Origin of the sequence: Janthinobacterium glycogeni, assembly GCF_051380725.1 — a bacterium.
Lineage (GTDB): Bacteria > Pseudomonadota > Gammaproteobacteria > Burkholderiales > Burkholderiaceae_D > Janthinobacterium.
Genome location: NZ_JBNYXP010000001.1, coordinates 39,347 through 64,708, shown reverse-complemented (window position 1 = coordinate 64,708; position 25,362 = coordinate 39,347). Strand labels below are relative to the sequence as shown.

At 65.7% G+C, this 25,362-nt stretch carries 22 protein-coding genes; 7 read left to right on the top strand and 15 right to left on the bottom strand.

From position 1 onward, the window contains the following. Positions 1-12: 12 nt before the first annotated feature. Together ACQ4W4_RS00270 and ACQ4W4_RS00265 are read right to left on the bottom strand one after the other, a co-directional pair. Entirely contained in the window at positions 13-1,905 is a 1,893-nt protein-coding gene (locus ACQ4W4_RS00270; RefSeq protein ID WP_436540322.1) for a putative bifunctional diguanylate cyclase/phosphodiesterase, read from the bottom strand. 276 nt (positions 1,906-2,181) lie between these two features. Beyond that, a complete protein-coding gene (locus ACQ4W4_RS00265) occupies positions 2,182-2,310 on the bottom strand; it encodes a hypothetical protein (RefSeq protein ID WP_436540321.1) in 129 nt (42 codons plus the stop codon). Between the two features lie 184 nt (positions 2,311-2,494). Here ACQ4W4_RS00265 and rnk point away from each other — a divergent pair, with 184 nt between their 5' ends. Beyond that, complete coding sequence (gene rnk / locus ACQ4W4_RS00260) at positions 2,495-2,902, top strand: nucleoside diphosphate kinase regulator (RefSeq protein ID WP_162835757.1); 408 nt, start codon at positions 2,495-2,497, stop codon at positions 2,900-2,902. A 56-nt stretch (positions 2,903-2,958) separates the two neighbouring features. Here the strand turns inward: rnk and ACQ4W4_RS00255 are convergent, their stop codons facing one another. From ACQ4W4_RS00255 to ACQ4W4_RS00245, 3 genes are all read right to left on the bottom strand, one after another. Beyond that, positions 2,959-3,987 carry a transporter gene (locus ACQ4W4_RS00255; RefSeq protein WP_185982122.1) on the bottom strand — a complete coding sequence of 343 codons (1,029 nt, stop codon included), beginning with the start codon at positions 3,985-3,987 and terminating at the stop codon, positions 2,959-2,961. Positions 3,988-4,103: 116 nt separating this feature from the next. After that, positions 4,104-4,826: a YXWGXW repeat-containing protein gene (locus ACQ4W4_RS00250; protein ID WP_436540320.1), complete on the bottom strand. Its 723-nt coding sequence runs from the start codon at positions 4,824-4,826 to the stop codon at positions 4,104-4,106. A gap of 188 nt (positions 4,827-5,014) precedes the next feature. Then, positions 5,015-5,251, bottom strand: coding sequence for a hypothetical protein (locus tag ACQ4W4_RS00245; protein WP_436540319.1), 237 nt, complete (start codon positions 5,249-5,251; stop codon positions 5,015-5,017). A gap of 334 nt (positions 5,252-5,585) precedes the next feature. Between ACQ4W4_RS00245 and ACQ4W4_RS00240 the strand changes: the two genes are divergently transcribed. The 4 genes from ACQ4W4_RS00240 to ACQ4W4_RS00225 all read left to right on the top strand — a co-directional run bounded on the left by ACQ4W4_RS00240 (position 5,586) and on the right by ACQ4W4_RS00225 (position 11,678). Next, on the top strand, positions 5,586-7,898 hold the full coding sequence (locus ACQ4W4_RS00240) for a coiled-coil domain-containing protein (RefSeq protein ID WP_436540318.1): 2,313 nt from the start codon (positions 5,586-5,588) through the stop codon (positions 7,896-7,898). 19 nt (positions 7,899-7,917) lie between these two features. Next, a complete protein-coding gene (locus ACQ4W4_RS00235; protein WP_436540317.1) occupies positions 7,918-10,236 on the top strand; it encodes an SUMF1/EgtB/PvdO family nonheme iron enzyme in 2,319 nt (772 codons plus the stop codon). Between the two features lie 159 nt (positions 10,237-10,395). Next, positions 10,396-10,794 carry an OsmC family protein gene (locus tag ACQ4W4_RS00230; RefSeq protein ID WP_436540316.1) on the top strand — a complete coding sequence of 133 codons (399 nt, stop codon included), beginning with the start codon at positions 10,396-10,398 and terminating at the stop codon, positions 10,792-10,794. Beyond that, on the top strand, positions 10,791-11,678 hold the full coding sequence (locus ACQ4W4_RS00225) for a pirin family protein (protein WP_436540315.1): 888 nt from the start codon (positions 10,791-10,793) through the stop codon (positions 11,676-11,678). The genes ACQ4W4_RS00230 and ACQ4W4_RS00225 overlap by 4 nt, the downstream gene beginning before the upstream one ends. A gap of 6 nt (positions 11,679-11,684) precedes the next feature. On the opposite strand, the gene ACQ4W4_RS00220 is transcribed toward ACQ4W4_RS00225, so the two are convergent. From ACQ4W4_RS00220 to ACQ4W4_RS00195, 6 genes are all read right to left on the bottom strand, one after another. Continuing rightward, positions 11,685-14,165 (bottom strand): TonB-dependent siderophore receptor, encoded by a 2,481-nt coding sequence (locus tag ACQ4W4_RS00220; protein WP_436540314.1) that lies wholly within the window; start codon positions 14,163-14,165, stop codon positions 11,685-11,687. A 114-nt stretch (positions 14,166-14,279) separates the two neighbouring features. After that, a complete protein-coding gene (locus ACQ4W4_RS00215; RefSeq protein WP_436540313.1) occupies positions 14,280-15,248 on the bottom strand; it encodes a FecR domain-containing protein in 969 nt (322 codons plus the stop codon). Next, entirely contained in the window at positions 15,248-15,757 is a 510-nt protein-coding gene (locus ACQ4W4_RS00210) for a sigma-70 family RNA polymerase sigma factor (protein ID WP_436540312.1), read from the bottom strand. Before ACQ4W4_RS00210 ends, ACQ4W4_RS00215 begins: the two co-directional genes overlap by 1 nt. 109 nt (positions 15,758-15,866) lie before the next feature. Continuing rightward, complete coding sequence (locus ACQ4W4_RS00205; RefSeq protein WP_436540311.1) at positions 15,867-16,466, bottom strand: metal-dependent hydrolase; 600 nt, start codon at positions 16,464-16,466, stop codon at positions 15,867-15,869. A gap of 479 nt (positions 16,467-16,945) precedes the next feature. After that, positions 16,946-18,541, bottom strand: coding sequence for an FHA domain-containing protein (locus tag ACQ4W4_RS00200; protein ID WP_436540310.1), 1,596 nt, complete (start codon positions 18,539-18,541; stop codon positions 16,946-16,948). 227 nt (positions 18,542-18,768) lie between these two features. Continuing rightward, positions 18,769-19,620 carry a class I SAM-dependent methyltransferase gene (locus ACQ4W4_RS00195; RefSeq protein ID WP_436540309.1) on the bottom strand — a complete coding sequence of 284 codons (852 nt, stop codon included), beginning with the start codon at positions 19,618-19,620 and terminating at the stop codon, positions 18,769-18,771. A 163-nt stretch (positions 19,621-19,783) separates the two neighbouring features. On the opposite strand from ACQ4W4_RS00195, the gene ACQ4W4_RS00190 reads away from it, so the two are divergent. Further along, positions 19,784-20,203, top strand: coding sequence for a DUF2177 family protein (locus ACQ4W4_RS00190; RefSeq protein WP_436540308.1), 420 nt, complete (start codon positions 19,784-19,786; stop codon positions 20,201-20,203). Here the strand turns inward: ACQ4W4_RS00190 and ACQ4W4_RS00185 are convergent. From ACQ4W4_RS00185 to ACQ4W4_RS00175, 3 genes are all read right to left on the bottom strand, one after another. Then, the gene (locus tag ACQ4W4_RS00185) at positions 20,184-21,134 is read right to left on the bottom strand and encodes a PP2C family protein-serine/threonine phosphatase (RefSeq protein WP_436540307.1); all 951 of its coding nucleotides are present in this window, start codon (positions 21,132-21,134) and stop codon (positions 20,184-20,186) included. The genes ACQ4W4_RS00190 and ACQ4W4_RS00185 overlap by 20 nt on opposite strands. Positions 21,135-21,277: 143 nt before the next feature. Continuing rightward, positions 21,278-21,724 (bottom strand): glycine zipper 2TM domain-containing protein, encoded by a 447-nt coding sequence (locus tag ACQ4W4_RS00180; RefSeq protein ID WP_070289651.1) that lies wholly within the window; start codon positions 21,722-21,724, stop codon positions 21,278-21,280. Positions 21,725-21,844: 120 nt separating this feature from the next. After that, entirely contained in the window at positions 21,845-22,375 is a 531-nt protein-coding gene (locus ACQ4W4_RS00175; RefSeq protein ID WP_436540306.1) for a GNAT family N-acetyltransferase, read from the bottom strand. A 175-nt stretch (positions 22,376-22,550) separates the two neighbouring features. Between ACQ4W4_RS00175 and ACQ4W4_RS00170 the strand changes: the two genes are divergently transcribed. Next, a complete protein-coding gene (locus ACQ4W4_RS00170; RefSeq protein WP_436540305.1) occupies positions 22,551-23,999 on the top strand; it encodes a M20/M25/M40 family metallo-hydrolase in 1,449 nt (482 codons plus the stop codon). A 16-nt stretch (positions 24,000-24,015) separates the two neighbouring features. On the opposite strand, the gene ACQ4W4_RS00165 is transcribed toward ACQ4W4_RS00170, so the two are convergent. Further along, positions 24,016-25,362 carry a hypothetical protein gene (locus ACQ4W4_RS00165; protein ID WP_436540304.1) on the bottom strand — a complete coding sequence of 449 codons (1,347 nt, stop codon included), beginning with the start codon at positions 25,360-25,362 and terminating at the stop codon, positions 24,016-24,018.

Below are 25,362 nucleotides of genomic sequence, written 5' to 3'. Positions count from 1 at the left end.
GTTGGCCAGACCTCAAGCCGGCAAGCTCGTGCGCGTGCTCCAGTCGCGCCGCTCCAGCAGCAATGCCGTCAGCTGCGCCGCCGTCATCGGACGCGCAAAGAAAAAGCCCTGCACGTTGTCGCAGCCCGCTGTTCTCAAAAATTCCACCTGCTGCAAGGTCTCCACCCCTTCGGCCACCACTTTCAGGTGCAGGCTGTGCGCCATGGCGATGATGGCCGTGACGATGGCTTCGCCCTCGCCGGGCAGGTCGTGCACGAAGCTGCGGTCGATCTTCAGCTGGTCGATCGGGAGGCGTTTTAAATACGACATCGAGGAATAGCCGGTACCGAAATCGTCGATCGACAAATGGATGCCCGTTTCCTGCAGGCGCCGCATCAGTTCCACGTTGGCGTGGACGTTGTCCATCAAGACCCCTTCCGTGATTTCCAGCTCCAGCAAGCCATGCGGCAGCTGCGTTTCGTGCAGGATGGCGCGGATGTCGTCCATCAGGCCCGGGTCGCGCGCCTGGCAGGCCGACAGGTTGACGGCGACGTGCTCGAGCGAGTCGAGCAGGCCCGCCTTGCACCAGAGGGCGGCCTGGCGGCAGGCGCTTTGCAGCACCCAGCGTCCCAGATCGACGATGATGCCGCTTTCCTCGGCCACGGGGATGAATTCGGCAGGGCTCAGCTGGCCCATCTCGCGGCAGTTCCAGCGTATCAGCGCTTCCACGCCGACGATGCGCCCGCTGCGCAAGTCGATCTGCGGCTGGTAGTGCAGATACAGTTCCTCGTTTTGCAGCGCGCGGCGCAGGTTCGCTTCCATGCGCAGGCGGCGCTGGGCGCGCAATTCCATTTCGGCCTTGAACACCGCGTAACGGTTCTTGCCCTGGTGCTTGGCGTGGTACATGGCCGTATCGGCATTGCGCGTCAGGGTGGCCACGTCCTGCGCGTCGAACGGATACAGGCTCACGCCGATGCTGGCGCTGACATACAACTGGTGGCCTTCCAGGCCGAACGGTTCGGCCAGCACGGCGAGGATCTTGCGCGCCACGCTGGCCATTTCCGAGGCGTCGTCGGCCGGTTCGACGATGACGACGAATTCGTCGCCGCCGATGCGGCAGATGATGTCGGTGCCGCGCAGGATGGCCACCAGGCGCTCGGCGACGAGCTTGAGCAACTGGTCGCCGCAGTGGTGGCCCAGCGTATCGTTGACCACCTTGAAGTTGTCCAGGTCCAGCAGCAGCAGGCCCACGCTGCTGTCCTGGCGGTCGGCGCGCGCCAGCGCGTAGGCCAGCGCGTCGTTGAATTCATGGCGGTTCGGCAGCTGTGTGACGGAGTCGACGTGGGCCAGGTAGTGCAAGTGGCTTTCCGCATGCTGGGCGGCGGTGCGCGTGCGGCGCACCATCAGGAAGGTCAGGCCGAACGCGCACAGGCAGACGAGCAGGGTGAAGGCGGCAAATTGCGCCAGGCTGGCGTACAGCGGCGCCAGGCTGGCGCGCAGGTACAGGGCGCCGCCGCCGGGCAAGGCCGTCAGGATGGCGGCGCTGCCGTCCAGGTAATCGAGGTGCGCGCCGTTGCGCGGCGCGGTGGGCGCGGCATCGGTGCCGCTGCGCGCATAGCGGGCAAACGGCGTGCCATACGGGCTGTAGAGGATTGCTTGCCGGACATGCGGGGCGGCGGCGAGGGGAGCGAGCAGTTGTTGCGCCGCCAGGCGATTGTCCTGGCGCATGGCCTCGGTGGCGGCGGGCGCCAGCATGTCGGCCTGGATCTGCAGGTTGCGCTGGAAAGAGGCCTGGAGGGAAAACAACTGGAAGAGGATCAGCAGCACGCTGGCTATGGCCAGCATGGCCGCCGCGGCCAGCAAGTTCAGCCGGGCTATCCGGTCGCCGCGCAATTGCACGGACGGCAGTATCAACGGCGTCATCATGACGCTTCCTCCTGCCGGCCCCATTTGCCGCCGCCCCGTGTGATCGCGCCTCGCCCTGCCATACTTTACGTTCCAGTCTGATGAAAACCGAAGTGAGCCGGAACTCTCAACGTGTTGCCAAGTGTTGCTAAGGCCGACATATTGTCATTTTGCAGCGTGAAAGTACAGGGTGCGCGGCAATTTAGTATGCATGCCAGGCACCGCTGGCGGCAGACAAGGCGACAAGACAGGCGGAAAAGGCGGACGTGTCTTTCTAATAATAATCCATGCCGAAGTTTAATCCTTTTTTTGCCTGCCGGTTTTTTTCTCTAAAAACATGCTGAAGGTAAACAAAATACCGCCAAGAATAACTTCAATGTGCCCGGCCATTCCGGCACGGATTAACTTTTTGACTGTATCGGTCATTGCAAGTCATTGATTTTTATAAATTTTAATGAAGAATGCGCGAACGCTATGGCCTTGCTTCGCGAGTTCGTCCATAATCCGCTGATGATGGACGTTCTGATGCTGTTTGTTTTGTCTGCCGCGGCCAAGCAAGTCGCCGCCAGCAAAACCGGACGCCGCCCTAATGATCAATAGTGAGGATATCTTGGAAAAAAAACCAAAAATTATTTTGTCGTCACAAGACCTGGAACGACTGGAAGCGTTGTTGTATGCCTTGGGTAATAACTTATCGCCGGACAAGGCCGCCTTGCTCGATGAGCTGGGCCGCGCCGAGGTGCTCGAGCCGCAGGAGATTCCACCGACCGTCGTGACGATGAATTCCACCGTGCGCTTCACGGTGGAAAACAAGGAAGAGTTTTGCCTGACGCTCGTGTATCCGAAGGATGTGGAAGGCCAGGCCGACCGCATTTCCGTGCTGGCGCCTGTCGGCAGCGCGCTGCTGGGCCTGTCCGTGGGCGACAGCATCGCCTGGCCCATGCCGGGCGGCGTGGTGAAGGTGAAGATCGAGGAAATCGTCTATCAGCCTGAACGGGCCGGCGAATACCACCGCTAAGCAGTGACGGCGGACGGCGCCTGCCGTTCGCCTGCCAGGCCGTGCCGGGACGGAAACTAACTGTTTCGCTGCACGCGCACCACCAGCCATCCCGCCACGACCGTAAATGTGACGATGATGGCGACGATGATCCAGAAGCCCTGCGGATGCTGGGCCAGCGGAATACCCCCCACATTCATGCCCAGCATGCCGGCGATGATATTGATCGGCAGGGCCAGCACGGTGACGATGGTCAGCACGAACAGGCTGCGGCTGTTTTCCTCGTTGACGCTGGCGGCGATCTCTTCCTGCAGCAGCTTGATGCGTTCTTGTAGCGAGGACATATCGCTGAGCACCACCGAAAATTCCTCCGTCGATTGGCGCAGTTCCAGGCTGTCCAGCTCAGACACCCATGCGGGCGGGCGTTGCAGCAGGCGGAACAGGGCGGCCGGTTCCGGCGCCAGCAGGCGCTGCAGCCGCACCAGCACGCGCCGCATGGCGCCCAGGTCTTCGCGTTTCGGCACCAGCCGCCCGGCCAGCAAGTGATCCTCGATATCATCGACCCGCGCCACGGCGTCGCGCACGATGTTGACCAGCACGTCGGCCTGGTCGCGCAGCAGATGGATCAGCAATTCCACCGACGAGCGGATCGGCTCGTGGTTCTTGATGACGGCCTGGCGCAGGCGCTCGATCGACTGCAGCGGCGCGCGGCGCGCCGTGATGACGAGATTTTGCGCCACGCTGGCCCACATGGTCGAAATGTCGGACGCTTCGAACGAGAAATTGTGCACCACATCGTTGACCACGGCGATCAGGGTGTTTTCCGCCTGCTCGATGCGCGTGGAACGGGAACCCTGGTGCAGGGTTTCATAGAATTCGTCGGCCAGCTGCGTATGCGTCATCAGCCATTTTTCGCTGGCAGCATGCGACAAATTAAAATGCAGCCAGACGAATTCCTGCGCCGGCCGCGCCGCGCCATCGGCCAGCCAGGCCAGCGCGGCCGTCGAGTCGAGCGCCAGCGGCTGCCCGTCGCGGCCAAACAGGAAGCCCCAGACCAGGCCCGAGGTGTCCGAGCCGTAGGTGAAACCGGCAGTTTCCATCGCCATCGTGAATCTTTCTCGCGCAGTGTGATTGATCGTCGCGCGATGTTAATACACGGATATGTCCGGAAAATGACAAGGCCACCGCGAACGGTGGCCTTGTCGGTAATTACAAGCGCGTGTCAGCTGCGGTTCGGGTTGTCCGGACGCCGGTCGTCGCGGTTGGGGACGCCATCGCCGTCGCGGTCGCGGCGGTTGCCATTGTCGCGGTCGTGGCGGTTGCCATTGTCGTGGTCATAACGATTCGGGATGCCGTCGCGGTCACGGTCGCCGTTCGGTCCGCGTGGCGACCAGCGGCCTTGCTCCATCTGCCAGCGGCCATCGCGCTGGTTCCAGGCGGGCGCCGCATACACGTAGCCGGGGCGTTCGGCGATCCACACGCCCGGCGTCCAGGCGTAGCGCTGGCTGCGCCATTCCCAGTGGCCCGGGGCCCAGACATAGCCATGGCGCGCGCGCGGGATGGCTTCGCGGCGCGGCGGCGGCGGGGCGATGCGGATCTCGTCATAGCGCACTGGCTGCACCTGTGCGGCGACCCAGCCGCCACGGTCCAGGCGCCAGCGGTTGTTCTCTTGTATCCAGGCGGCGCGGCGGTACTGGTTGCCGCCGCGTTCGCGCAGCCATTCGCCGTTGTTCCACACATGGCGCTGGCCATCCCAGTTCCAGTAGCCTGGCGCCCAGACATAGCCGGCGCGCGGTGCTGGCACGCTTTCAAACCGTGGCGGAGGCGGGGCGTTGCCGACGACAATGCTGACGCCGAGCTGATTCTGTGCCATGGCCTGCACGGGCAGGAAGGCCGCGGTGCTGATGGCAAGCATGGCTGCTGCGTAGAGTGTGATGGGTTTCATGATGTGCTCCATTTCGGTGATTGCGTGAAATGGACTATAGGCGCTTGCCGGCGGTTTTTCGCCTTTGATTCAACTTATTACAATTGACACAATGCTGTGTGTCCGTGTATCCGTCGCCGATACAAATGGCGGCCTGGCGCGGGCGCGTGCACACTGGCGCCAGGCGGCGTGGAGTCAGCATCGGTGGCTCACAGAGCGCTGGCGGTGGTGTTGCCCAGCACGGCCTGGCGTTCCTCGATCAGCGAGATTTTCTTTTCCTGTTCCGTCAGGCGCTTGGCGCTGACGACGACGACGGGGATGGCGTTCGCCTGCGCCGCAGCGGTCGTCCTGGCTGCCGATGGCTGCATGAAGCTGACATAGCTGGCGCCGCAGGCGATGGCGACGGCGACGGTGAAAATGACTTCCATGTTTTTCAAGGTTTTCATGATGGTTCCTTTCGGGTGGCGGGTGGGTATGCATGCACTGTAGCCAGGCGCGCGCCGACGCGCCATGCGCATGCGACCAGCCGTGGTTTTGGCGGGATGGCCTGCAAAAAAACGGCGCTGAAATGCCTGCGCGGGCGACTGCTTGAATTGAGGCCTAATTAGCCCTGTATCCGTGCATATGAATGCACTTGCCGCATGGCATTATTTGACACTGCACCGTGTTGTGCGCCGTGTTGCGCACGCTCGGCGCGCGGCAGGTGCTGCGCCGGCTGTCCTGCTAGAATCGGCATGGCAGCCGTGCTGCGCGCACAATAATTCTCATCAGGAGTGATACATGTTCCAATTGTTTGGTTTTGGCGGCGCCCGCTGCCCGCGCTGCGAGCACAAGAACGGCGCTGCCGCCGGCTATTGCGCGCAATGCGGCTTGTCGCTGGGCGCGCCCGACAGCGACGCGGTGCTGCATGCCAATCAATGGCATCTTGCTGATGGGCAACTGGCCCTGTTCTTCGGCGTGCGCGAACTGTCCTCGCTGTTCGGCAGCGCCGCACGCCGCCTGCAGGTGCCGGCCGAGTCGCGCGCCTGGATCGTGCAATCGGACGCTTTCACCTTGATACCGGCTGGCGATTACGACAGCGCCGCCTTCTTTGCGCGCCTGCCCGCGCTGCTGCCGGCGCGCCCGGCCGAAGTGCTGATCGCGCGCGCCGACGCCGTCAGCCTGGAATTCGACCTGCCCGGCCTGGCCAGCACGGAACTGCTGAACATCGCCGCCTCGCTGCGCGTGGACATCGCGCTGGGCCAGCCCGATGCGTTCGCGCGCCAGTTCATGCGCGCGCCGGGCGCCGTCACGCGCGCCCACCTGCACGCCTTGCTGCTGCCGTCCGTGCGCCAGATTGCGCTGGAATTCATCGGCAGCCGCGCGCTGCGCGAGATGGATGCGAATGCCGACCTGCGGCCCGAATTGAACGAACGCCTGCAATCGGCCCTGACGCAGCGCCTGGCGCCGTCCGGCCTGGCCGTGGCGCGCGTGGAAACGCTGAGCCTGCGGCACGACAAGCGCGACGGCAACGGCGATGCCGCCATCGGCACCCTGTGGCTGGGCGGCGTGCCGGCGCAGGAACTGGAGCAGCACAGCCTGGAACGCATGAAGCAGCTCGACCAGCTGTATGACGAGGAAGAATGGCAGCGCATCCGCCGCGAGGAACTGGCGGCGCGCCATGCGCACCGGCGCGCCGAACTGACGCAGGACGCGACGCTGGAAAAAGCGGAACTGAACCATCAGGAAGCGGAGCGCCTGCAAGCGCTGCGCGGACGCCAGATCGACCTGTATGGCCGCATCCTGGAAGCGAAATCGCGGCGCCAGGCGCTCGACCATGGCGCCGCGCTGGCGCTGGGCGAGCTGGAACAGGAACTGGCGCAAAAGGGCGCGCAGCGCGCCGATGAAGCGGCCAGCTGGGAACACGTGCGCGCGCTGGCCGCCATCAAGATGCGCAGCGAGCTGGAATTGTCGCAGCTGCACGGGCGCGAACAGATCCAGCTGGCGCAGCAGCGTTTTACGCATCAGGTCCACTTGCAGTCGATCGCGCAGCAAGTGGAAAGCGCGCTGCTGATCGACGACGAGACGGGCCGCCGCACCCAGCTGGCGCGCCTGCGCCAGGCGGAAGCGGATGCGGCGCAGCGCGAGGCGCAGCTGGAGGCGGAGCAGCACCAGGCGGCCTGGCAGGGCCTGATGCTGGCGAATGCGGCGCGCAAGCGCGAGGCCGAGCGGGTGCAGGAGTGGGAAGACCAGATGCAGCTGGCGCGCCAGCGCGAACTGCTGCGCGCCGAGGCGCACAAGGATGAAGCGGCCCAGGTGCAGGCGGCGGAGATCGCGGAAAAGGTGGCGGCGCTGCGGCGCGGCGGCGCGCGCGAAGAGGCCGTCGCGCAGCAGGAAAAACTGCTGCGCACCATCGAGGCTGACGGCGTGCACGCGCGCCAGCTGCAGCAGCAATTGCAGCTGGCGCAGCTCGACGCGCTGGCCATCGAGGAACAGCGCCAGCAGCTGCGCCAGCTGGAGCAGGAGGCGCAATGGCAGCGCGACCTGCTGGCCATGGCGCAGCAGCGCGAAAGCGATTACGCGCGCTGGAAGGGAGAATATGAAGCTTTGCTGGCGCAACAGGCGCATGCGGCCGAACTGGCGCGCATCGATATCGACCGCATCGAGAAAATCGGCAGCTTGAGCGACACGGGCAAGGTGGCCATGGCCGCCGGGCAAAACGCGGCCGCGCTGGCGCAAGTGCTCAAGGTGCAGCTGCAGGCGGGCATGAGCGCCGAACAGATTCACGCGCTGGCGGCGCTGGCGGCGGCCGAGAACAGCGTCGCGCCGCTGGACGCGCTGCGCATGGCGCAGGACAGCGTGGCGCAGGAGCGCAGCTATCTGGAAGGCCAGGCGGAGCGCGAACGGCGCCAGCAGCTGGACCTGATCAACCTGCAGAACGCGGCGCACGCGCACGGCCTGTCAGCGCAGGCGCAGCTGGGCGTGGCCGTGGCGCAGGCGCTGCAGCCCGGCGCCGTTGCCGCGCCGGCCCGCTGCAAGAACGGCCATGCGCAGCGCGCCGGCCATCCGGAAGATAAATTCTGCGCCGCCTGCGGTGTCGCCCTGCAGCCTTGATGGAAGCGTTTCACCCCAGATGATGCAAAAAGCACGAGACAAACTGCGGGAACTGCGCGCCCTCCACGATGACGGGCTGCTCAGCGAGCAGGAATTTGAACGCCGCAAAAACGCCATCCTCGACGCCGAGTACGCGCCGCCCGGCGCTGCGCCTGTGGCCGCGCCGCTGCCCGTGCGCCAGGGAACGGAGCTGGGCTTCATGACGGGCCAGGAAATCGGCCCGCAGAACCGCCGCTACCGGCTCGAACGGCTGATCGGCACGGGCGGCATGGGGCAGGTGTGGCAAGCGACCGACCTGGCCACGCACGCGGAGCTGGGCAGCAGCGAAATGGTGGCGCTGAAGATCTTGCCGCCGCAGCTGACGCAAAGCGCCACGCACGCCAAGCTGCTGATCGAGGAAGCGACCCAGGCGAGAAAACTCGCGCATGAAAACATCGTGCGCGTCTACGAGTGGGCGCAGGACCCGGCCACGGCCAGCTATTTCATCATCATGGAATGCCTGGACGGCGAAGACCTCGAGCACTATCTGGCGCGCGAGGGCGCGCTGCCCCTGTCCACCGTGCAGCAACTGCTGCAGCCGGTTGCCGACGCCCTGTCGTATGCGTGGGAAAAGCACAAGCTGGTGCACCGCGACATCAAGCCGGGCAATGTCTTCCTGACGGCGAAGGGCGACGTCAAGCTGCTCGACTACGGCATCGCCTCGCGCGTGCGCAATGCGGACAGCAGCCTGGCGCTGGACATGCCGAATGCGGGCACGCACGGCTACCGTGCGCCCGAGGCAGGCGCCAACCAGCGCCAGCCCAGCCCGCGCCTGGACGTGTATGCGGTGGCCGTGATGATTTACCAGATGCTCGAAGGGCGCATGCCGTTCGACGACGCGCGCAGCGCCAGCCATCTGCCATCGGCGCCGCAAGCGCTCAACGCGCAGCAGTGGCAGGTGCTGCAGAACGGGTTTTCGCTGACGGCGGAATTGCGTCCGCAATCGGTGCAAGCCCTGCTGGAAAACTTGGAACGCGCGGCCGGGCCGTCGCCCGAGGAACTGGCGGAGCAGGCGCGCCAGCAGCAGGCGCGCGCTGCGCAGCAGCAAAAGGAGGCGGCGCTGGCCGCCGAACAGGCGCGCGAGGCGGCGGTCAAAGAGGCCCGTGCGCGCCAGGAAGAACTGGACCAGCGCCGCAAGGCGGAAATCCAGGCCGCGGCGCTGGAAAAGCAGCGCCAGGACAAACTGCGCCGCGAGCAGGAGGCGCAGCGCCATTTCGAAGCGGAAGAGGCGCGCAAGCTGCGCAAGGAGGCGCTGCGCGGTCAGTTGCGCGCGCGCCGCGAAGCCGATGCCGCCACGGCCCTGCAGGAACACCAGGAATTGCAGCGCAAGGCCATCGTCGCCAAGGCGGAGGCGGCCTACCGCGCCGAGCAGGAACGGGCGCGCCGCGAAGAGGCCAGCCGCGCCGCCGCAGCCGCTGTACCGGCGCCGGCATCCGCGCCGACGCCGACGCCGGAAGCGGAACACGTGGAACCGGTGCCCAATGCGGAAGGCGTCTTGCGCGACGATTTTCTCGATGGCTCGGGACAGGGGCCGGAACTGGTGCTCATTCCCAGCGGCCGTTTCCAGATGGGCGCGCACGAGACGGAGCACAAGGCCGCCATTCAGGCCGGTTCGCAACAGGCCTGGCTCGAGCGCGAGATGCCGCAGCACTGGGTCGGCATCGAGCGCCCGTTCGCGCTGGCCCGGCATCCCGTCAGCGTGGGCGAATGGCGCGCCTTCGTCAAGGCGACGGGATGGGCCGGCGGTTCAGAGACGGACTGGGACAATCCCGGTTTCGTGCAGAACGACCAGCACCCGGTGGTGGGCGTGAGCTGGAATGACGCGCAGCTGTACCTGGCGTGGCTGAGCGAGCGTACCGGGCGCAAGTACCGTCTGCCCAGCGAAGCGGAATGGGAGTACGCCTGCCGCGCCGGCACGCGCACGGCCTTCAACGTGGGCGACACCATCAGCACCGAGCAGGCCAACTACGACGGCCTGTACGTGTACAACGGCGGCCCGCGCGGCGTGTACCGGGGCGGCACCACGCCGCTGGGCACGTTCGCACCGAATTCCTGGGGCCTGTTCGACATGCATGGCAATGTGTGGGAATGGGTGCAGGACGTCGTGCACGACAATTACGAGGGCGCGCCCGTCGACGGCAGCGCATGGGAAGAGGGCAGCGACAGCAGCCGGCGCATCCTGCGCGGCGGCTCCTGGCTGTACCACCCGCGCTACCTGCGTTCTGCCCTGCGCAACGGCTTTTCCACCGTGCTGTCGAACGATATCGTGGGATTTCGGGTGGCGCGCACGCTCGATTAGGCAAGTACGGCGCATAGCGTCGTCACGCCGGATCCGGGAGAAATGGCGCTGGTGACCGACGCCGTCTTCCGTATCATATGACCAGGTGGCAGGGGCGCGGGCTGCGCCAGGCGGGCAAACGGTGTAAATTGTGGCTTTCCAAACGCACCAAGGAACGCCATGACCATCAAAGCCATCCGCGACCAGTCGCAACCCATGCGCCATATCGTGCACGTGCGCGATCACATCATTTCCGCCGACGCCTCCGTCGAGGAGGGCGGCGGCGACGCCGGCCCTTCGCCGCACGACCTGTACGACGCGGCCCTGTCAGCCTGCAAGGCGCTCACCGTCGTCTGGTACGCCAGACACAAGGGCATCCCGCTGGAACACGTGGAAGTGTCGACCGAGCGCGATGCCAGCGACGAGCGCAAGGGCGTGTACCGCCTGGCCGCCACCGTGCACCTGACGGGCGAACTGACGGATGCGCAGCGCCAGGAATTGCTGGCCGTGGCCGGCAAATGCCCGATCCACAAGCTGATGACGGCCGTCACCACGGAAATCACGACGGTGCTGGCATGAGCGCGGCCATCCTGAAAAGCCACGAGAAGGACCTAGGCGGCGGCTTCGTCGTGCGGCGTTTGCTGCCTGCCGCGGCAAAACAGGCGGTCGGCCCCTTCATCTTCTTCGACCATTTCGGTCCCATCGACGTGGCGCCCGACGCCAACCACGACGTGCGCCCGCATCCGCATATCGGCCTGGCCACCGTCACTTATCTGTTCGAGGGCGCGATCGATCACCGCGACAGCATCGGTTCGTACCAGCGCATTGAGCCGGGCGCCATCAACTGGATGACGGCCGGACGCGGCATCGTGCATTCGGAACGCACGCCGCACGACCTGGCCGGGCAGCCGCACCGCACGCACGGCTTGCAGCTGTGGGCCGCGCTGCCGAAGGCGCACGAGGAAGATGTGCCGAGTTTTACGCACACGCCGCAGGCCGACATTCCCGTCGTGACGCTCGATGGCGGCGTGGTGAAAGTGTTGATCGGCACGGCGTTTGGCCGGACGTCGCCCGTGCGCACCTATATGCAGACCTTGTATCTCGACGTGACGCTGCAGGCAGGCAAGGAGCTGCGCCTGGCAGGCTTGCCGCCGGAAGCGGCGATTTATCCGGTCAGCGGGGAGGTGCTGCTCGACGGCGTGGCGCTTGCGCCGCACACCATGGCCTTGGTCGAGGCGGGCGCCGCGCCTGTGGTGACGGCAGGCGGCGGCCCGGTGCAGTTCGTCGTCATCGGCGGCGAGCCGCTGGACGGCCACCGCTTCCTGTTCTGGAATTTCGTTTCGTCGAGCAAGGAGCGCCTGTCGCAGGCGGCCGACGACTGGAGCGCCCAGCGCATGGGGAGCGTGCCGGGCGAAACGGAATTCATTCCGTTGCCGAAGGCGCCATTGCGTCCTCCGGCATAAGCTGGCTTAGAAGCGCGCGCGCAAGGTCAGCTGCGCCTTGCGCGGCTCGCCATAGAAATTGCCCCAGGCCGGCGCGCCCACCGTCTGGTAGTAGCGCTTGTCGAGCAAGTTCGTCACGGACAGCGAAGCCGTCCAGTTGCCGTCGATCTGGTAGGCGGCGCGCGCGCTCCACAAGGCATACGCGCCCTGCGCCACCGTGATGTTCTGCGTGACGCGCGAACTCTCCGTCTGGAAGTTCACGCCGCCGCCCACGCTCCACTTCTGCAGGGCGCCGGGCAGGCGATAGTCGCTCCACGCGCGCAGCATGTGGCGCGGCGAGTAGGTGCTGGCGAACATCACGCCCGCGTTCGACGTCTGCTCCAGGTATTTGAAATTGTTCAGCGTGTAGCCGGCGAACAGCTGCCAGCCCGGCGCCACTTCGCCGCTGATTTCCGCATCGAGGCCTTCGCTGCGCACCTTGCCCGCCGAGAAATAGCACTCCGTGCCGCTGGAGCAGGTATTGACCAGGTCGAGCTCCGCGCGGTTGCGCTGCTCGATGCGGAACAGCGCCAGCGAGGTGTTCACCTTGCCGTCGAACAGTTCACCCTTCACGCCCACTTCCAGGTTGCGGCCCTTGAGCGGGTCGAGCAGGGCGCCGTCGGCCGTGCGCTGGTTTTGCGGCTGGAAGATGTCGGAAACGCTGGCGTAGCCGGACCAGCGCGGGTCGAAGGCGTAGATCACGCCGCCATAGGGCGTGACGACGCCGTGCTCGCGGTACGGGTCGATGTACACCTCGCCCGTGTCGCGGTACACGCTGCTCGACTTGTAGTTCGATACGCGCGCGCCCGCCACCACGGTGAGCGGATCGCTGACGCTGAAGCGCGCCACGCCGTAGGCGCCCGTCTGCGTCATGGTCGTCACACTGGGATCGCCCCGGTAGCTGTTTGCACGGAACCATTCATCGCTCGGTTCGGCCACGCCGTGATTGGGCTGCAGCGGGTTGTTCGCTTGCTGCAGCAGGGCCAGGCTGAAATCGCTGTCGCTTTCCAGGCGGTTGGTGCTGATGCCGGCGCTGAAGCCGTGGCGGCGGCCGAAGGCGTTGAACTTGCCATCGAGCGACAGGTCGATGCCCTTGTTGGTGGTGCCGTAGTCGAACACGCCGCCGTACATCATCATGCCGGCCAGGGTGGCGGGATGGATCGCGCCCTGGCTGAACATGTATTTCACGTCATGCCGCTCGCGCGTGTAGTTGGCGCTGGCCTTGAACAGCCAGTCGGCATCGAAGCGGTGCTCGAATTCGGCGAATACGGCCGTCTGCTTGCTGTTCCAGCGGTTCCAGTCGGCGCCCAGGAAGGTTGCGCGGGGCAGTTTCGGGTCGCTGCCGTCGCGGTAGCGGGGCATGCCGGAAAAGAACGGCGTCGAGTGCAGTTTCTCGTAGCTGGCGCCCGTCGTCAGCTTGCTGCCCGGCGCCAGGTCGAATTCCAGCACGCCGTACAGCACGTCGGTGCGGCTGTCGGCCACGTCATAGAAATAGTCGCGCTGCTCATGCGCGGCCACGGCGCGGCCGCGGATGCTGCCCGATTCGGTCAAAGGACCGGTGACGTCGACTTCGCCGCGCACGTCGTTCCAGCGGCCCGCGCCGAGCGCCAGCTGCACCTGTTTTTCCGCCAGCGGGCGCTTGCGCACCATGTTGATCGCGGCGCCGGGCGCGCCCGTGCCCTGCAGCAGGCCCGTGGCGCCGCGCACGATTTCCACGCGGTCGAGCATGGCCGTATTGCTGGTGAAGCTGTTCGCCTGCGGGTAGTACATGGCGCGGTTGACGCCGTCGAACTGGTAAGTGTCGACCATGAAGCCGCGCGAATACACATAGCGCCCGCCCATCGGGCTGTCGTACATGGTGATGCCGGTGGTATTGGCCAGCACGGCGTCGATGGTGTTGAGGTTCTGGTCGTCCATCTTCTGCCGCGTGACGACGCTGACCGATTGCGGGATTTCGCGCAGGGTCTGCACGCCCTTGCCGACGGTGACGGCGCGCGCCGCATACGAGTTGCTGTGTTCACTGACGGGGTCGCGCTCCATGCTGGCGTTCACGACCACGGGAGCCATGGTCTTTTCGACGCCGGACGCCGAGGCGGAGGATGGCGCCGCCTGGCGCAGCACATAGGCGCCGTTCGGCAGTTGCACCGCTTCCAGGCCGCTGCCGGCCAGCACCTGGGCAAAGCCCTGTGCCACAGTGTGGCTGCCGCGCACGCCGGGCGAGCGCAGGCCGCGCGTCTGCGCGGGATCGGTCGACAGGCTGACGCCGGCGGCGACGGCAAAGTCGTTGAGGGCGGTGGCCAACGGCCCGGCTGGCACGGCATAGGCTTGCGGCGCGGCGGTGGCGGCGACCTGGCCTTGCGCCAGCGCGGGCGCGGCGACAAAGGCGGCGGGTGCGGCGCACGCCATGGCGATGACGGCCAGGCGGATGGCGCGGGCGGCGGGATGGAGGACGGGGGTGGTCAGCTGCATGCTCGGTCTTTCTGCTCAGAGGGATAAGAATTGGCGTATGAATCGGCTACTTACCTATCAAGCCGAAGCAGCGCAGCGAAACACCAACCCCTGGCGCAAAAAAACTGAAAATAGTCAGGCCGGCCGGGCCGACACCGTGGCCCAGTAGCGCGTGAAGTAGGTCACTTGCAGTCCGTGCGAGGCGCACAGGCTTTCCAGCACGGCGTCGATATCGTCGAGCCGGTAGGTGCCTGTGACGGGGCGTTGCGCCACGCTCGCGTCGCAGGCCAGGTGTCCGCGCCGGTAGCGCGCCAGTTCCGTGACCAGCCGTTGCAGCGGCCAGTCTGCCGTCACCAGCATGCCGCGCAGCCAGCTGTCCTGGTGCGCCGGCATGGCCAGCACGGCTTCCAGACCGGTGCCGCTAAAGCGCAGCTGCTGTCCCGCTTCCAGGCGGCGGACGGCGTCCGGGCGCGCCGCGCAGCGCACTTCCACGGCGTGTTCGAAGACGCTGACGACGCTGCCACCGTCGTCGCAGCGCACGCCGAAGCGCGTGCCCAGCGCGCGGATCACGCCGTGCGGCGTGTCGACGAGGAAGGGGCGCGCATCGGGCGCCGTCGTGATCATGATTTCGCCGTGATGCAGGCGGATGCGGCGGCGCGCAGCGCTGTAATCGACGTCGACGGCGCTGTCCGTGTTCATCTCCATGCGCCCGCCATCGGCCAGCGCCACGTGACGGCGCTGGCCCGGCGCCGTGCGCAAGGAGGCCGTCCACGCTTGCCAGGGTGCGGACTGCAAGCCTGCCTGGCCCAGTGCGATGCCGCCGCCGGCCGCCACCAGCATGGCCAGCACTTTCGCGGCGGCGCGCCGGCGCTGCTGCGCCGCCTGCAGGGCAGGAATTGCCAGCGCTGCCGGTATCGTGGCCAGCTGGCCGTCCATGCGCTGCAGCAGTTCCCAGGCCCTGTCATGCTCGGCGCTGGCATCGCGCCATGCCTGCAGGGCGGCCGGGTCGGCGCTGCCGCACTGGAGTTCCACATGCCAGTGGGCGGCGGCGGCCAGCACCGTGCGGGGGATTGGCGCTGACTGCGGGATGGAAGGGGGAAACATCAGCCGGCCGCCAGCATCAGGCATTCCGTGTAGGCCCGCACCAGGTGCTTTTTCACGGTGGGCAGGGACACGCCGAGGCGCCGGCCGATGTCCACATAGCTGAGCTCCTCGATTTGCGCCAGCAGGAAGATGGCCCGCGTGCGTGCGCCCAGGCGGTCGAGCAGGCGGTCGATGGCGAGCAGGGTTTCGATGATGATGGCGTGCGTTTCGGCGCAGATCGATATCGGCTCGGCTTGCTGGGCCAGCGCTTCCAGGTAGGCCTGTTCCAGCGCCTGGCGCCGGTAGCGGTCGATCAGCAAGCCGCGCGCGATGGTCGCCAGGTAGCCGCGCGGTTCGCGCAGCGGTGCCGCGTCGTGCTTGCCCAGCAGGCGCAAGAACGTGTCCTGCGCCAGGTCGGCCGCCTCGGCGCGGTTGCCCAGCTTGCCGCGCAGCCAGCCATACAGCCAGCCGTGGTGTTCGCTGTACAAGGTGTTCAGGTGGCTGGCATGGGTGGGACTGACGGTACTCACTGCGTTCTCCAGGCAAGGGATGGGCTGGGCTGACGGAACGCGGGGTGCCGGCTGGCTGGGCTGTTTGAGAATGATACTCATTATCACATTGCCATGCGGGCGGCGTCAATTACTGTCCGCCACCGAGGCGCCAGCGCTCCTGCCACTGTTGCAGATCCGCCCAGGCTTGCTGCAGGGCAGTGGCGGACCAGCGCAGCAGGCCCTCGAACGCCAGCACGGTGCGCTGCCAGTGGATGCCGTCGAAAAACACGTGGTCGGCCACGATGGTGGCGGCCAGCCAGGCGGCGATGATGACGATGATGTCGTGGCGGCCGCTTTTCCACCAGCGCAGCGAGTGGCGGCGGAAAATCCACGGCACGCCCAGCGGATTGGGCCAGTCCGCCAGCAGATGCATGATGCCGCCGGCGGCAAAGCCGAACAGGGGCGGCGCCCACAGGTGGTGCGGCAATTGCAGATACGTGTAGACGAGCAGGGCGATCCAGGCCAGGCCCCAGTGCGTCCACGTGCGGTGCGTGATCCACAGCTTGTGCGTGCGCGCCCACCAGGCCACTTCCAGCCAGTCCGGCGCCGTGCCGCCCAGCGCTCCCATGACAAAGGCGAGCATGCTCAGCACTTGATAGGGACCGCCGGCGCCAGCGTGCGCGACGAGGGCCGCGGCGATCACGCCGGCAGCCCAACCGGTCGCATGATGCGCTTTGTTGGAAGCCATAGAAAATGTAAAACGCCCTCTGGGCGTTTTGTGAAATGTCATGGATATTAACTGGATGAATATACAGTACGCAAGGGCGTCGTTGGGGCTATTTGCGCAATATCTGCTATTAAAGTGTTAAATTATGTGTCGGGGCCGCCTTGCCAGCGAACCGGGCAAGGCATGCCGGCCGGTCAAGAGTGTTATGCGGCTGATAATGTAATTGGCGCCGGGCGCGCTATGCTGAAAGCAGTGCTACGTTTGGAAGAGGTTTCGCCATGAAAATCCCGCGCGAATTGCAGATTCCCGCCATCGTGTTTACGCTGGAAGCGGTGTTTATACTCGGCCTGTCGATGATTTTTCTCGTGCTGGTACCACGCTAGCGTCCGAAGCCATAGCTGCGTTGCACTGCCTTGCCGTACATTCGTACTGTCTTCGGCAGCGCGCCTTGCTCTGACCATTTTTCAGACGCTAGCGGTCAGGTGGCGGGAGGCGTTGTATCAGGCAGTTTGCATGGTGCTATCGCACAGCGCCGCGCCTTCGGTGCGGATGATCCAGCATTCCGGATACGGTTCGCTGGCGAAACGGTTGTGCCGGGCGAAGCCGCTGAGCTTGTCGAGTGCCGTGACCGGGGCCAGCGCGGTTTCCTTGCCGCTGGCCGTGTCCAGGTGCCAGAAACCGCCATGGCGGTGGAATAGTACGGGCAGGCAGCTGGCCTGCGGCGTGGCCAGGTGGCTGGCCGGTGCAGGCTGGGCCTCAGGCAGCAGCAGGTAAAAACACTCGGCGCGGGCGCCGTGGTCGATGCGGTGCAGGATCACGCCGTGCGCGAGCAGGGCCGTGACACTGAGCACGACGATGCCTTTGATGCTGGCGGACAATTCGATGCGCATGCCCAGACGCAGGGCGACGGGTTTGTGCTTGCCGGGCCACACGCCGTCGAGCAGCACGCCGTAGCGCGACACGTCTTCGATTTCAAAGCCTTGCTGGCCGCGCCGGATGATGGCATGGCGGCCTGACAGGCGGCGCGTCAAGCCATTGTTGTCCTGGCCGTCGGGGCTGAAATGGCTGAGCAGCACGTCGGCTTCCGGGTCCACCAGCTCGAAGCGGCCCAGCATGCATTCTTCCAGCGCGAACAGGCGGATCTGGCGCTGTTCGCCCGCTTCCGGCGCCGCATTGACGAGGCAGGCTGCCTGGCTCGGGTGCGGATGGCAGTGGCTGGCGGCGGGCAGGTCGACTTCGATCAACTCCTCGTCCCAGGCGATGGTGGTAAAGCCCATGTCGATCTTGCCTTGCGGCGCGGATAAATCCACGTGGGCGATGCCGGCATTGCGCGCCGTGACGTCGAGGTTGCAGCCGTCGCCGCCCGTCACGCGGGCGATCGAGGCGTCGTCGGCCATCACGCGCACGTTCTTGTGCGTGCTGAGGAAAATCTGGTGGATTTCCGTCAGGGTGGCGTCGCGGCGCGGCACGAGGATGACAAACGTGCACACCCATTTCTGCGCGACGGCGCCGTCGACGTGGCTGTGCACTTCGACCTCGATCTGGTATTGCCCATGTTCCTTGTTACGCGAAGAAAACTCGACAAACACGGGGCGCCAGTCGCCGCGCGTGGTGCGCACGAAATCATGCTGGACGGCGCCGCGCGGGATCAGATCCGAGCGCAGGCGCAAGGTCAGCTGCGGCGCGCACGCGGCGCTCATGCCGCGCAATTCCATTTTCAGGGTTTGCCGTCCGCCTGCCGCGCGCGGGTCGAAGCCGCTGATGTGCAGGTGCGCTTGTATCGGCTGGTAGGCGGGCGCAGTGGCAGGCTGCGCAACTGGCACTGGGGTAAACGCTGGCAGGCCGGCGGAGGGCGAGGCCGGCACGGGGCTCGTCACCGTTTGAGCAGCATCGCGAATAGCAGTAGCTCGGGCATGGGCGCGGGCGTGCGGAAGCGCCGTTGCCGATGGCTCGGAACGGGTGCTGCGCAGTGCGGTCAACAGGTCGTAGCTGCTGGGGGCATTCGTCGCCTGCGGATGGTTGCCCGCGCAGACGGTTTCCCCAGGCAAGACCCAGAACGTACAGTGCGGGTGCGCCGGGTTGCTGCATTTTTTCATGACATTCTGACTCGAATCGAGCGGGGACATTGCGCCCTCTGTTATACATGAGAGCTTACGCGCTTTTGCGCCTGCTTGGCAACTTCCGCGGCGCCGGACTGCGCTCTTTTTGCCCAAATTCATCCCCTTGGTCACATCTTGCCATGCATGCCATGGAAACTATTGCTCAAAAACACATCTTATGTCTTTCCGGATATGTTATTTTGATATCGATAATCCTGCTGGGTTCAGCTGCGCCGTTTGCTGACGATGACTTCCAGATACTCGCCCGGCACCACCAGCGAGTGGGCGCCCGCCGTATTCAGGCGTTCGAGCAAGGCGAACAGTTCCTGCTCCAGCGCCTCGGCGCCAGGCGCGTCCAGCGCGGCAAAAGCTTTGTGGACGGGGCCGTAATAATCGCGGAAGACCTGCACCCAGTGGTGCGCGGAGGCGTAGCGGAAATTGAAGACCTTGCGCTGGCTGTGCACCTGTTCGGCCGCCTGGCCGAACAGGTCGCGCACATACGCTTCTTCGCCCCAGCGGGCTGGCGACACCACGCCTGCCGGGGGCGGCACATATTTGCCGATGGTCTTGAAGAGTTGTCCGACGAAGCCGTCCGGGGTCCAGTTGGCCATGGCTATGCGTCCGCCGGGACGCAGTACGCGCAGCATTTCGCTGGCCGCGCGCCGGTGGTCCGGCGCGAACATGACGCCAAAGGTCGACAGGGCCGCGTCGAAACTGGCATCGGCGAAGGGCAGGGCTTCGGCGTCGGCCACGCGGAAGGTCACGGCCAGCCCTTCGGCCTCGGCGCGCGCGCGGCCCTTGTCCAGCAGTGCCGGCACATAATCGGTGGACACGACGCGGGCAAAGCGCCGCGCCGCCGCCAAGGTGGCGTTGCCGTTGCCGGCGGCAATGTCGATGACGTCTTCCAGGGCGCGGATATCGGCGGCCTCGGCCAGCGATTCGCCGACCGGCTGCAGGGTCACGCCGATGACGGCGAAGTCGCCGCTGGCCCAGCCTGCTTGCTGGCGTTGCTTGATGGCGGCGTAGTCGGGTGCGCCGGCGGCGCCGGCCTGCGGTGTAGCAATGGTGTTGCTCATGGCATGCTCCTATGACGTTGGCGAGGTCTTTCCATCAGACCGCGCGCCACGGGCATGGTTCACTGCCTGCTGCATTGATGCGGGCCGACGTGAGCGTGGCGGCGTTTTGCATTATGCTGGCGCAACTGTTGCCCACAACGCCGCCTGACGCCGAAAGATGACCATGCCTGCCCAACGCCCATTCCAGCTTGCCATTGCCTATGGCGCCACCTTGTGCGTCTTCGTGGCCGTCGACGCCCTGTGGCTGGCGGTGCTGATGAAACCCGTATACGCCGCGGCGCTGGGCCCGTTGCTGGCGGACACGCCACGCTGGGGGCCGGCCGTGCTGTTTTACCTGCTGTACGTGGCGGGGCTGCTGGTGTTTGCCATTTTGCCCGGCTTGCGGGCGCGCCGCGGACGCACGGCGGCGGCGTTGGGCATGCTGCTCGGGCTGCTTGCCTACGGCACCTATGATTTGAGCAACTATGCGACCTTGCGCGACTGGCCGCTGGCCTTGACGGCGATCGACATGGCGTGGGGCGCCGTGCTGTCGGCCGTGTCGGCCACGGCCGGCTACCTGGCCGCTAGCCGCCTGGGACGGTGAATGCCGCATCGAAGCGCAGCACCACCACGGTAATGTTGTCGCTATACAAGCCTTTTGGCGGATGCAGGAGGAAGTCGTCGAACAGGGTGCTGACGGCCTGAGCCGCAGTCTTGCCGGCACACAAGGCAGGCCAGCGGGCTGTGAGGGCGAGCGGATCCTCGCAGGCCCAGAAGCCGTCGCTGGCCAGCAGGTAGTGGGCGCCGGGGCGCACGCGCAGCACGCGGCGGTCGCCCAGGTGCGCCAGGAAGGGCGGCAAGGTGGCTGCATCAAGGCCGCGCAGCGGCTTGTCGAGCTGCAGGCTGTCGCTGATGGCGTTGCCTAAAATGAAGGCCTGCGAGATTTGCGGATGGTGCTCGCCATGCACGGCGGCCCGCCAGCGCGCCTCGTCGAGCGCGCCGCGCATGGCGTACACGGTGGCTGGAACGTGGTCGACGGTGAGGATGCTGGCAACCCCGTCGGCAATTTCATACAGGCGCGAATCGCCCACGTGATACAGCAGCGGCGCTTCGCCGGGCGGCACTTCCAGCAAGGTCAGGGTGGTGCCGGGCGGGCGCGCCTGGGCTGGCGCGGTTCTGGCGAAGGTGTCTTGCAGCCGCGTGTGCAATTGGTCGAGCCTGGCTGCCAGGCTGGCTGCGTCGAGGCAGGCGGGTATGGTCAGCAAGCCTTGCACGGCCGCTTCCGCCGCTTCGCGCCCATGGCCGTGGCCGCCCATGCCGTCGAGCACGGCGGCACGCACATGGCCGCGCGGCCAGCCCGGTACCTGGCAGTGGAACGGCGCTTGCCGCGACAGGCAGACGGCGTGGCCGCTGGCATCGATCAGCAGGAAGTTATCCTGGTTCTCGCGCCGCGGCATCGCGCCGGCGCCCACGCTGGTGCCGGCGGCGGCATCGAGCCAGGGGCCAAAGTCGAGCTCGTCTTTGATTAAATGCATCGGTTGGTGCGGTCCAGGCGGCCAGCAATGTTGATCGTAGGACACAGCTTAGCCGAAATCGTGCAGGTGCGATACCTTGCCTGTTTCGCAAAAAAACCTGCGGCAGCAGGCTGGCGCAGGTTTTTCATGGTGCAGGGCGGTGCTTAGCGGCGATGGCCCCAGCCATGCCCGTGACCGTGGCCACGGTCATAGTAGTCGTAGCGGCCATGGTCGCGGTAGTAGCCGCGGCCCGGCTGCACGTAGACGACAGCCGGCGGGCCGTAGTAGCGCGGTGGCGGCGCGTAGTACACGGGCTGCGGCGCCGGGGCGTAGTACACCGGTTGCGGCGCAGGCGCGTAATAGGTTTCGCGGTAGCCGCCGCGATAGCCGCCACGGTCGTAATAGCGGTCATTCGTGCTGATGCTGTTGCCGACGGCGGCGCCCAGCACGCCACCGACGATGGCGCCATTGCGTCCGCCGGTGCTGTTGCCAATGGCCGCCCCGACAACGGCGCCTGCAACGGTATTGAAGTCGCGGTCACCGGCGACTGCGGCCGAAGACACAGCCACTGCCGCTACCATTACCGCACCCAGGAGTTTCTTGTTCAACATGGCATTTCCTTCCATTCCGGCGAGATCACAATGATCTGCATGAACTGGACTATATCTGCTGCCGCAAGCTTGTTCCACGTCTAATACAACTTATTACAATCGGGGCGGGGCGGTAACAAGTCAGCGCCGGCGCGCCTGCCATTCGGGACGAAGCAGGCTGTACATTTTGACGTCGCGCATCACGCCGTTGATAAAGAAAGCCTGGCGTATCAAGCCTTCCTGGGTAAAACCGTTCTTTTGCGCGATCCGCTCGGAGCCGATGTTCAGCGGGTCCATCAGCAGCTCCAGCCGGTGATACGGATAGGCGCTGAACAGGTAATCGACCACCAGGCGCGTCGCTTCGCTGATGTAGCCGCGCCCGTCCCGCTGCCGGTCGAACAGGCGGTAACCGATTTCGCGCGAGGCTGGCGTGCGGCTCTTGAAGTGCGTGATCGTGCCGATGATGTGCTGTGAGTGATCTTCGATGAGGAACAACTCGCTGTCCTCGGTGACAAAGCCCGATTGCAGGAAGTCGCGCCGCATGGCCTCGGGCGACTTGAACTGCATCGAGAAAAACTCGCCGCGCGAGGGCAGGTCGTTGACGAGGGAAATATAGGTATTCAGGTCGGCGGCCTGCAAATGCCGGATGGAGCAGAGGGTTCCCTTGAGCATGGCGGTTTCCGGTGGCGATCACGAATCTTCATGGTAATCGACTCTGGGGGCAAGAGGCAATCGGTCCGGTAAAAGTTGCTGCAATGACAGAATAAATACGCTATCGTAGACAGCCGCGCCTTGCCCATGGCCACGGCGTACCCGCTTCGACCTCGTTGACTGGAACTGACATCACATGCCTACCATCCTGACTGGCGCGCCATTGCGCCGTTCCGTTTTATCCATCGCCCTTGGCTGCCTCGTCAGCGCCGGCGCCTTTGCCGCCGCACCGGGCAATACGCCGCAAGCGCTGGCGCAGGTGCGCGATACGGCGCTGCAAAGCGACTGGGCCTACGCCCGTCTGGCCGACATGACGGACTTGATCGGCCCGCGCCTGTCCGGCTCCGCCGGCGCGGCCGCCGCCGTGCAGCACGTGGCTGACACCATGCGCCGGCTGGGCGCCACCGTCACCTTGCAGCCCGTGAAAGTGCCGCACTGGGTGCGCGGCGTGGAAACGGCGGAAATCGTCGACTATGCGGGCCGTCCGCAGGGCGTGTCGCAGCGCGTGGTGCTCACGGCCCTGGGCGGCTCCGGCGCCACGCCGGCCGCCGGCCTGACGGCGCCCGTGGTCATCGTCAGGAGCCTGGATGAACTCAAGGCGCGCGCGGCGGAAGTGAAGGGCACCATCGTGCTGATCGACACGCCGTTCGACCAGGAGATGGCCGAGCGGGGCCTGGCCGGCGTCACGTATGGCCAGGGTTCGCGCGCGCGCTTCCTCGGGCCGAAAACGGCGGCGGAACTGGGCGCGGCCGCCGCGCTGGTGCGCTCGGTCGGCGGCGCGAACTTCCGCATCCCGCACGCGGGCGCCACGGGCCTGGACGAGAATAAACGCATTCCCGCCGCTGCCGTCACCGTGGAAGACGCCTTGCTGATCGGCCGTCTGGCCGCGCGCGGTCCGCTGAAAATGCACCTGACCCTGACGCCGCAAAACCTGCCGGAAGCGGACAGCTACAACGTGATCGCCGACTGGCCGGGCACGGACAAGGCCGACGAAGTGGTGGTGGTCTCGGGCCACCTCGATTCCTGGGACCTGGCCACCGGTGCGCACGACGACGGCGCCGGCGTCGTGGCGGCCATGGGCGTGGTGGAAACCCTGAAAAAGCTCGACTACCGCCCGCGCCGCACCATCCGTGTGATCGCCTGGATGAACGAGGAGAACGGCGGCCGTGGCGGCCAGGCCTACTTCGAGGCCCACAAGCAGGCGCTCGGTAAACAATACGCGGCCATCGAGATGGATAGCGGCGCCGGCCGCCCGTTCGGCATCCTCGCCAGCGTCGGGCCGAAGTCGGAAAAACTGTTCGCACCGCTGCGCGCCGCCCTGCAGCCGATGGGCGCGCACGCGTTCACGCGCCGCGACGCGCTGGGCACGGGCGACCTGCATCGCCTGGAAACGGGCGGCGTGCCCAGCTTCGAGCCGCTGGTCGACAGCCACAGCTATTTCCATTACCACCACACGCCGGCCGACACCCTGGACAAGGTCGAGCCGGAAAACCTCAAGCGCAACGTGGCGCTGATGTCGTCGCTGGCGTGGTTCCTGGCCAATCTCGACGGCGAGATCGGGCGGGCGCCGGAGCAGTCGGAATAAGGGGCGGCTTGTCTCCTCACTTCGAGTAACCCTGCATAGCGTCCGCCGCGTCGTGGCGGATGCCCCACCACGGCAAATACGCATGGTTTTCGCCGCGCGCGCGGAACCACGGCTGGTCGTGATGGATGGGCCGCACCGTGGCCGGCGGCGACACCAGCACGCCCGTGACGCTGGCAGGATCGCTGGTGCCCGCCACCAGCACGGGCTTGCCGACGTGGTTCGCATGGGCGATGGCGAGGGCGACATTGGTCAGCGCCGTGCCGGCACCCATTTCGCCCAGCAGTGCCGGCGTATTGAAGGTCTGTGGCAGGAAGTCGAAGCCCGGCACTTCCAGGCTCAAGGCGTGCGCCAGCTGACCCAGACGGTCGGAGGAGGTGGGCAGGGTTTTATTGGCATCGTGGATGACGTAGCCGATGTCTTCTTCCGTCTTGCCGCCATGGCGTGCCGCCTCGGCAAATACGGCCTGCCACGCTTGCACGGCGCGCGGCGGCTTGTTCTTGCCCGGTTCGAAATCGGCCACGCTCTTCGTGGCCGGATAGCCTATCCACGCCAGCGCCGCGCGCTCCGTTTTGTAATCAGGGCCGGCCAGCACCAGCAGCACGAGGTTTTCATTGATCTGCATGGTCTTCGGCCGGCTCGGCGCATCCCAGTTCATGACCCACACGGTTTCCTTCGGATGCGCTTCCAGATAGGCCAGCGCGGCTTGCAGGGAGACGAAGCCCGCATTGTTGCCACCCAGGGTGATGCGCACGTCGGGTGGGGTGGCGCGGGTCCAGAGGGTGGGGAAATTGACATTGCCGATGCTGAAGGTGTCGGTGATGCGTTCGCGCGTAGTGTTTCTTGCCTCTTCTGGGTCCAACTTGCCAGCAGGCAGGGCATATTCGACGCGGATGCCTGCCAGTTCGCGCCAGTTCTGTTTTTTATCCTTCGGGTAGACGTGGTAGAAGTAGGTGGGGCTGGAGTAGTAAATGTCATGAAATAGGCTGGTTAATTTTCGCACATATTTATAGTGATAGCCGTTGAACGTTTCCGTGCAATCGAGATCGTGGGCAATGGGGGCGACGGCCTGCAGGGTGCTGAAACCCCTGGGATCCGTCCTGACCATATCGTCATTTTCGTTGGGCTTGGCCAATCCCAACGTCCATAGCAGTTGCCACTCGGTCGGATAGTCGAGCCGCTGTAGCGGATTGAGCCACTGCAGGCCCACCACTTGTGCCCGGAAGGGAACGTGGGCCGTGAGTGTTGGGAGATCGTCTTCCTTCTGCGCAGGTTGCACGGCGCAGGCCGTCAATAGCGCAAACATGGCGAAAGCGGCGACGGCGGCCAATGTGCGCAGTTCGCGCTGACTTATTACGTAAGCCAT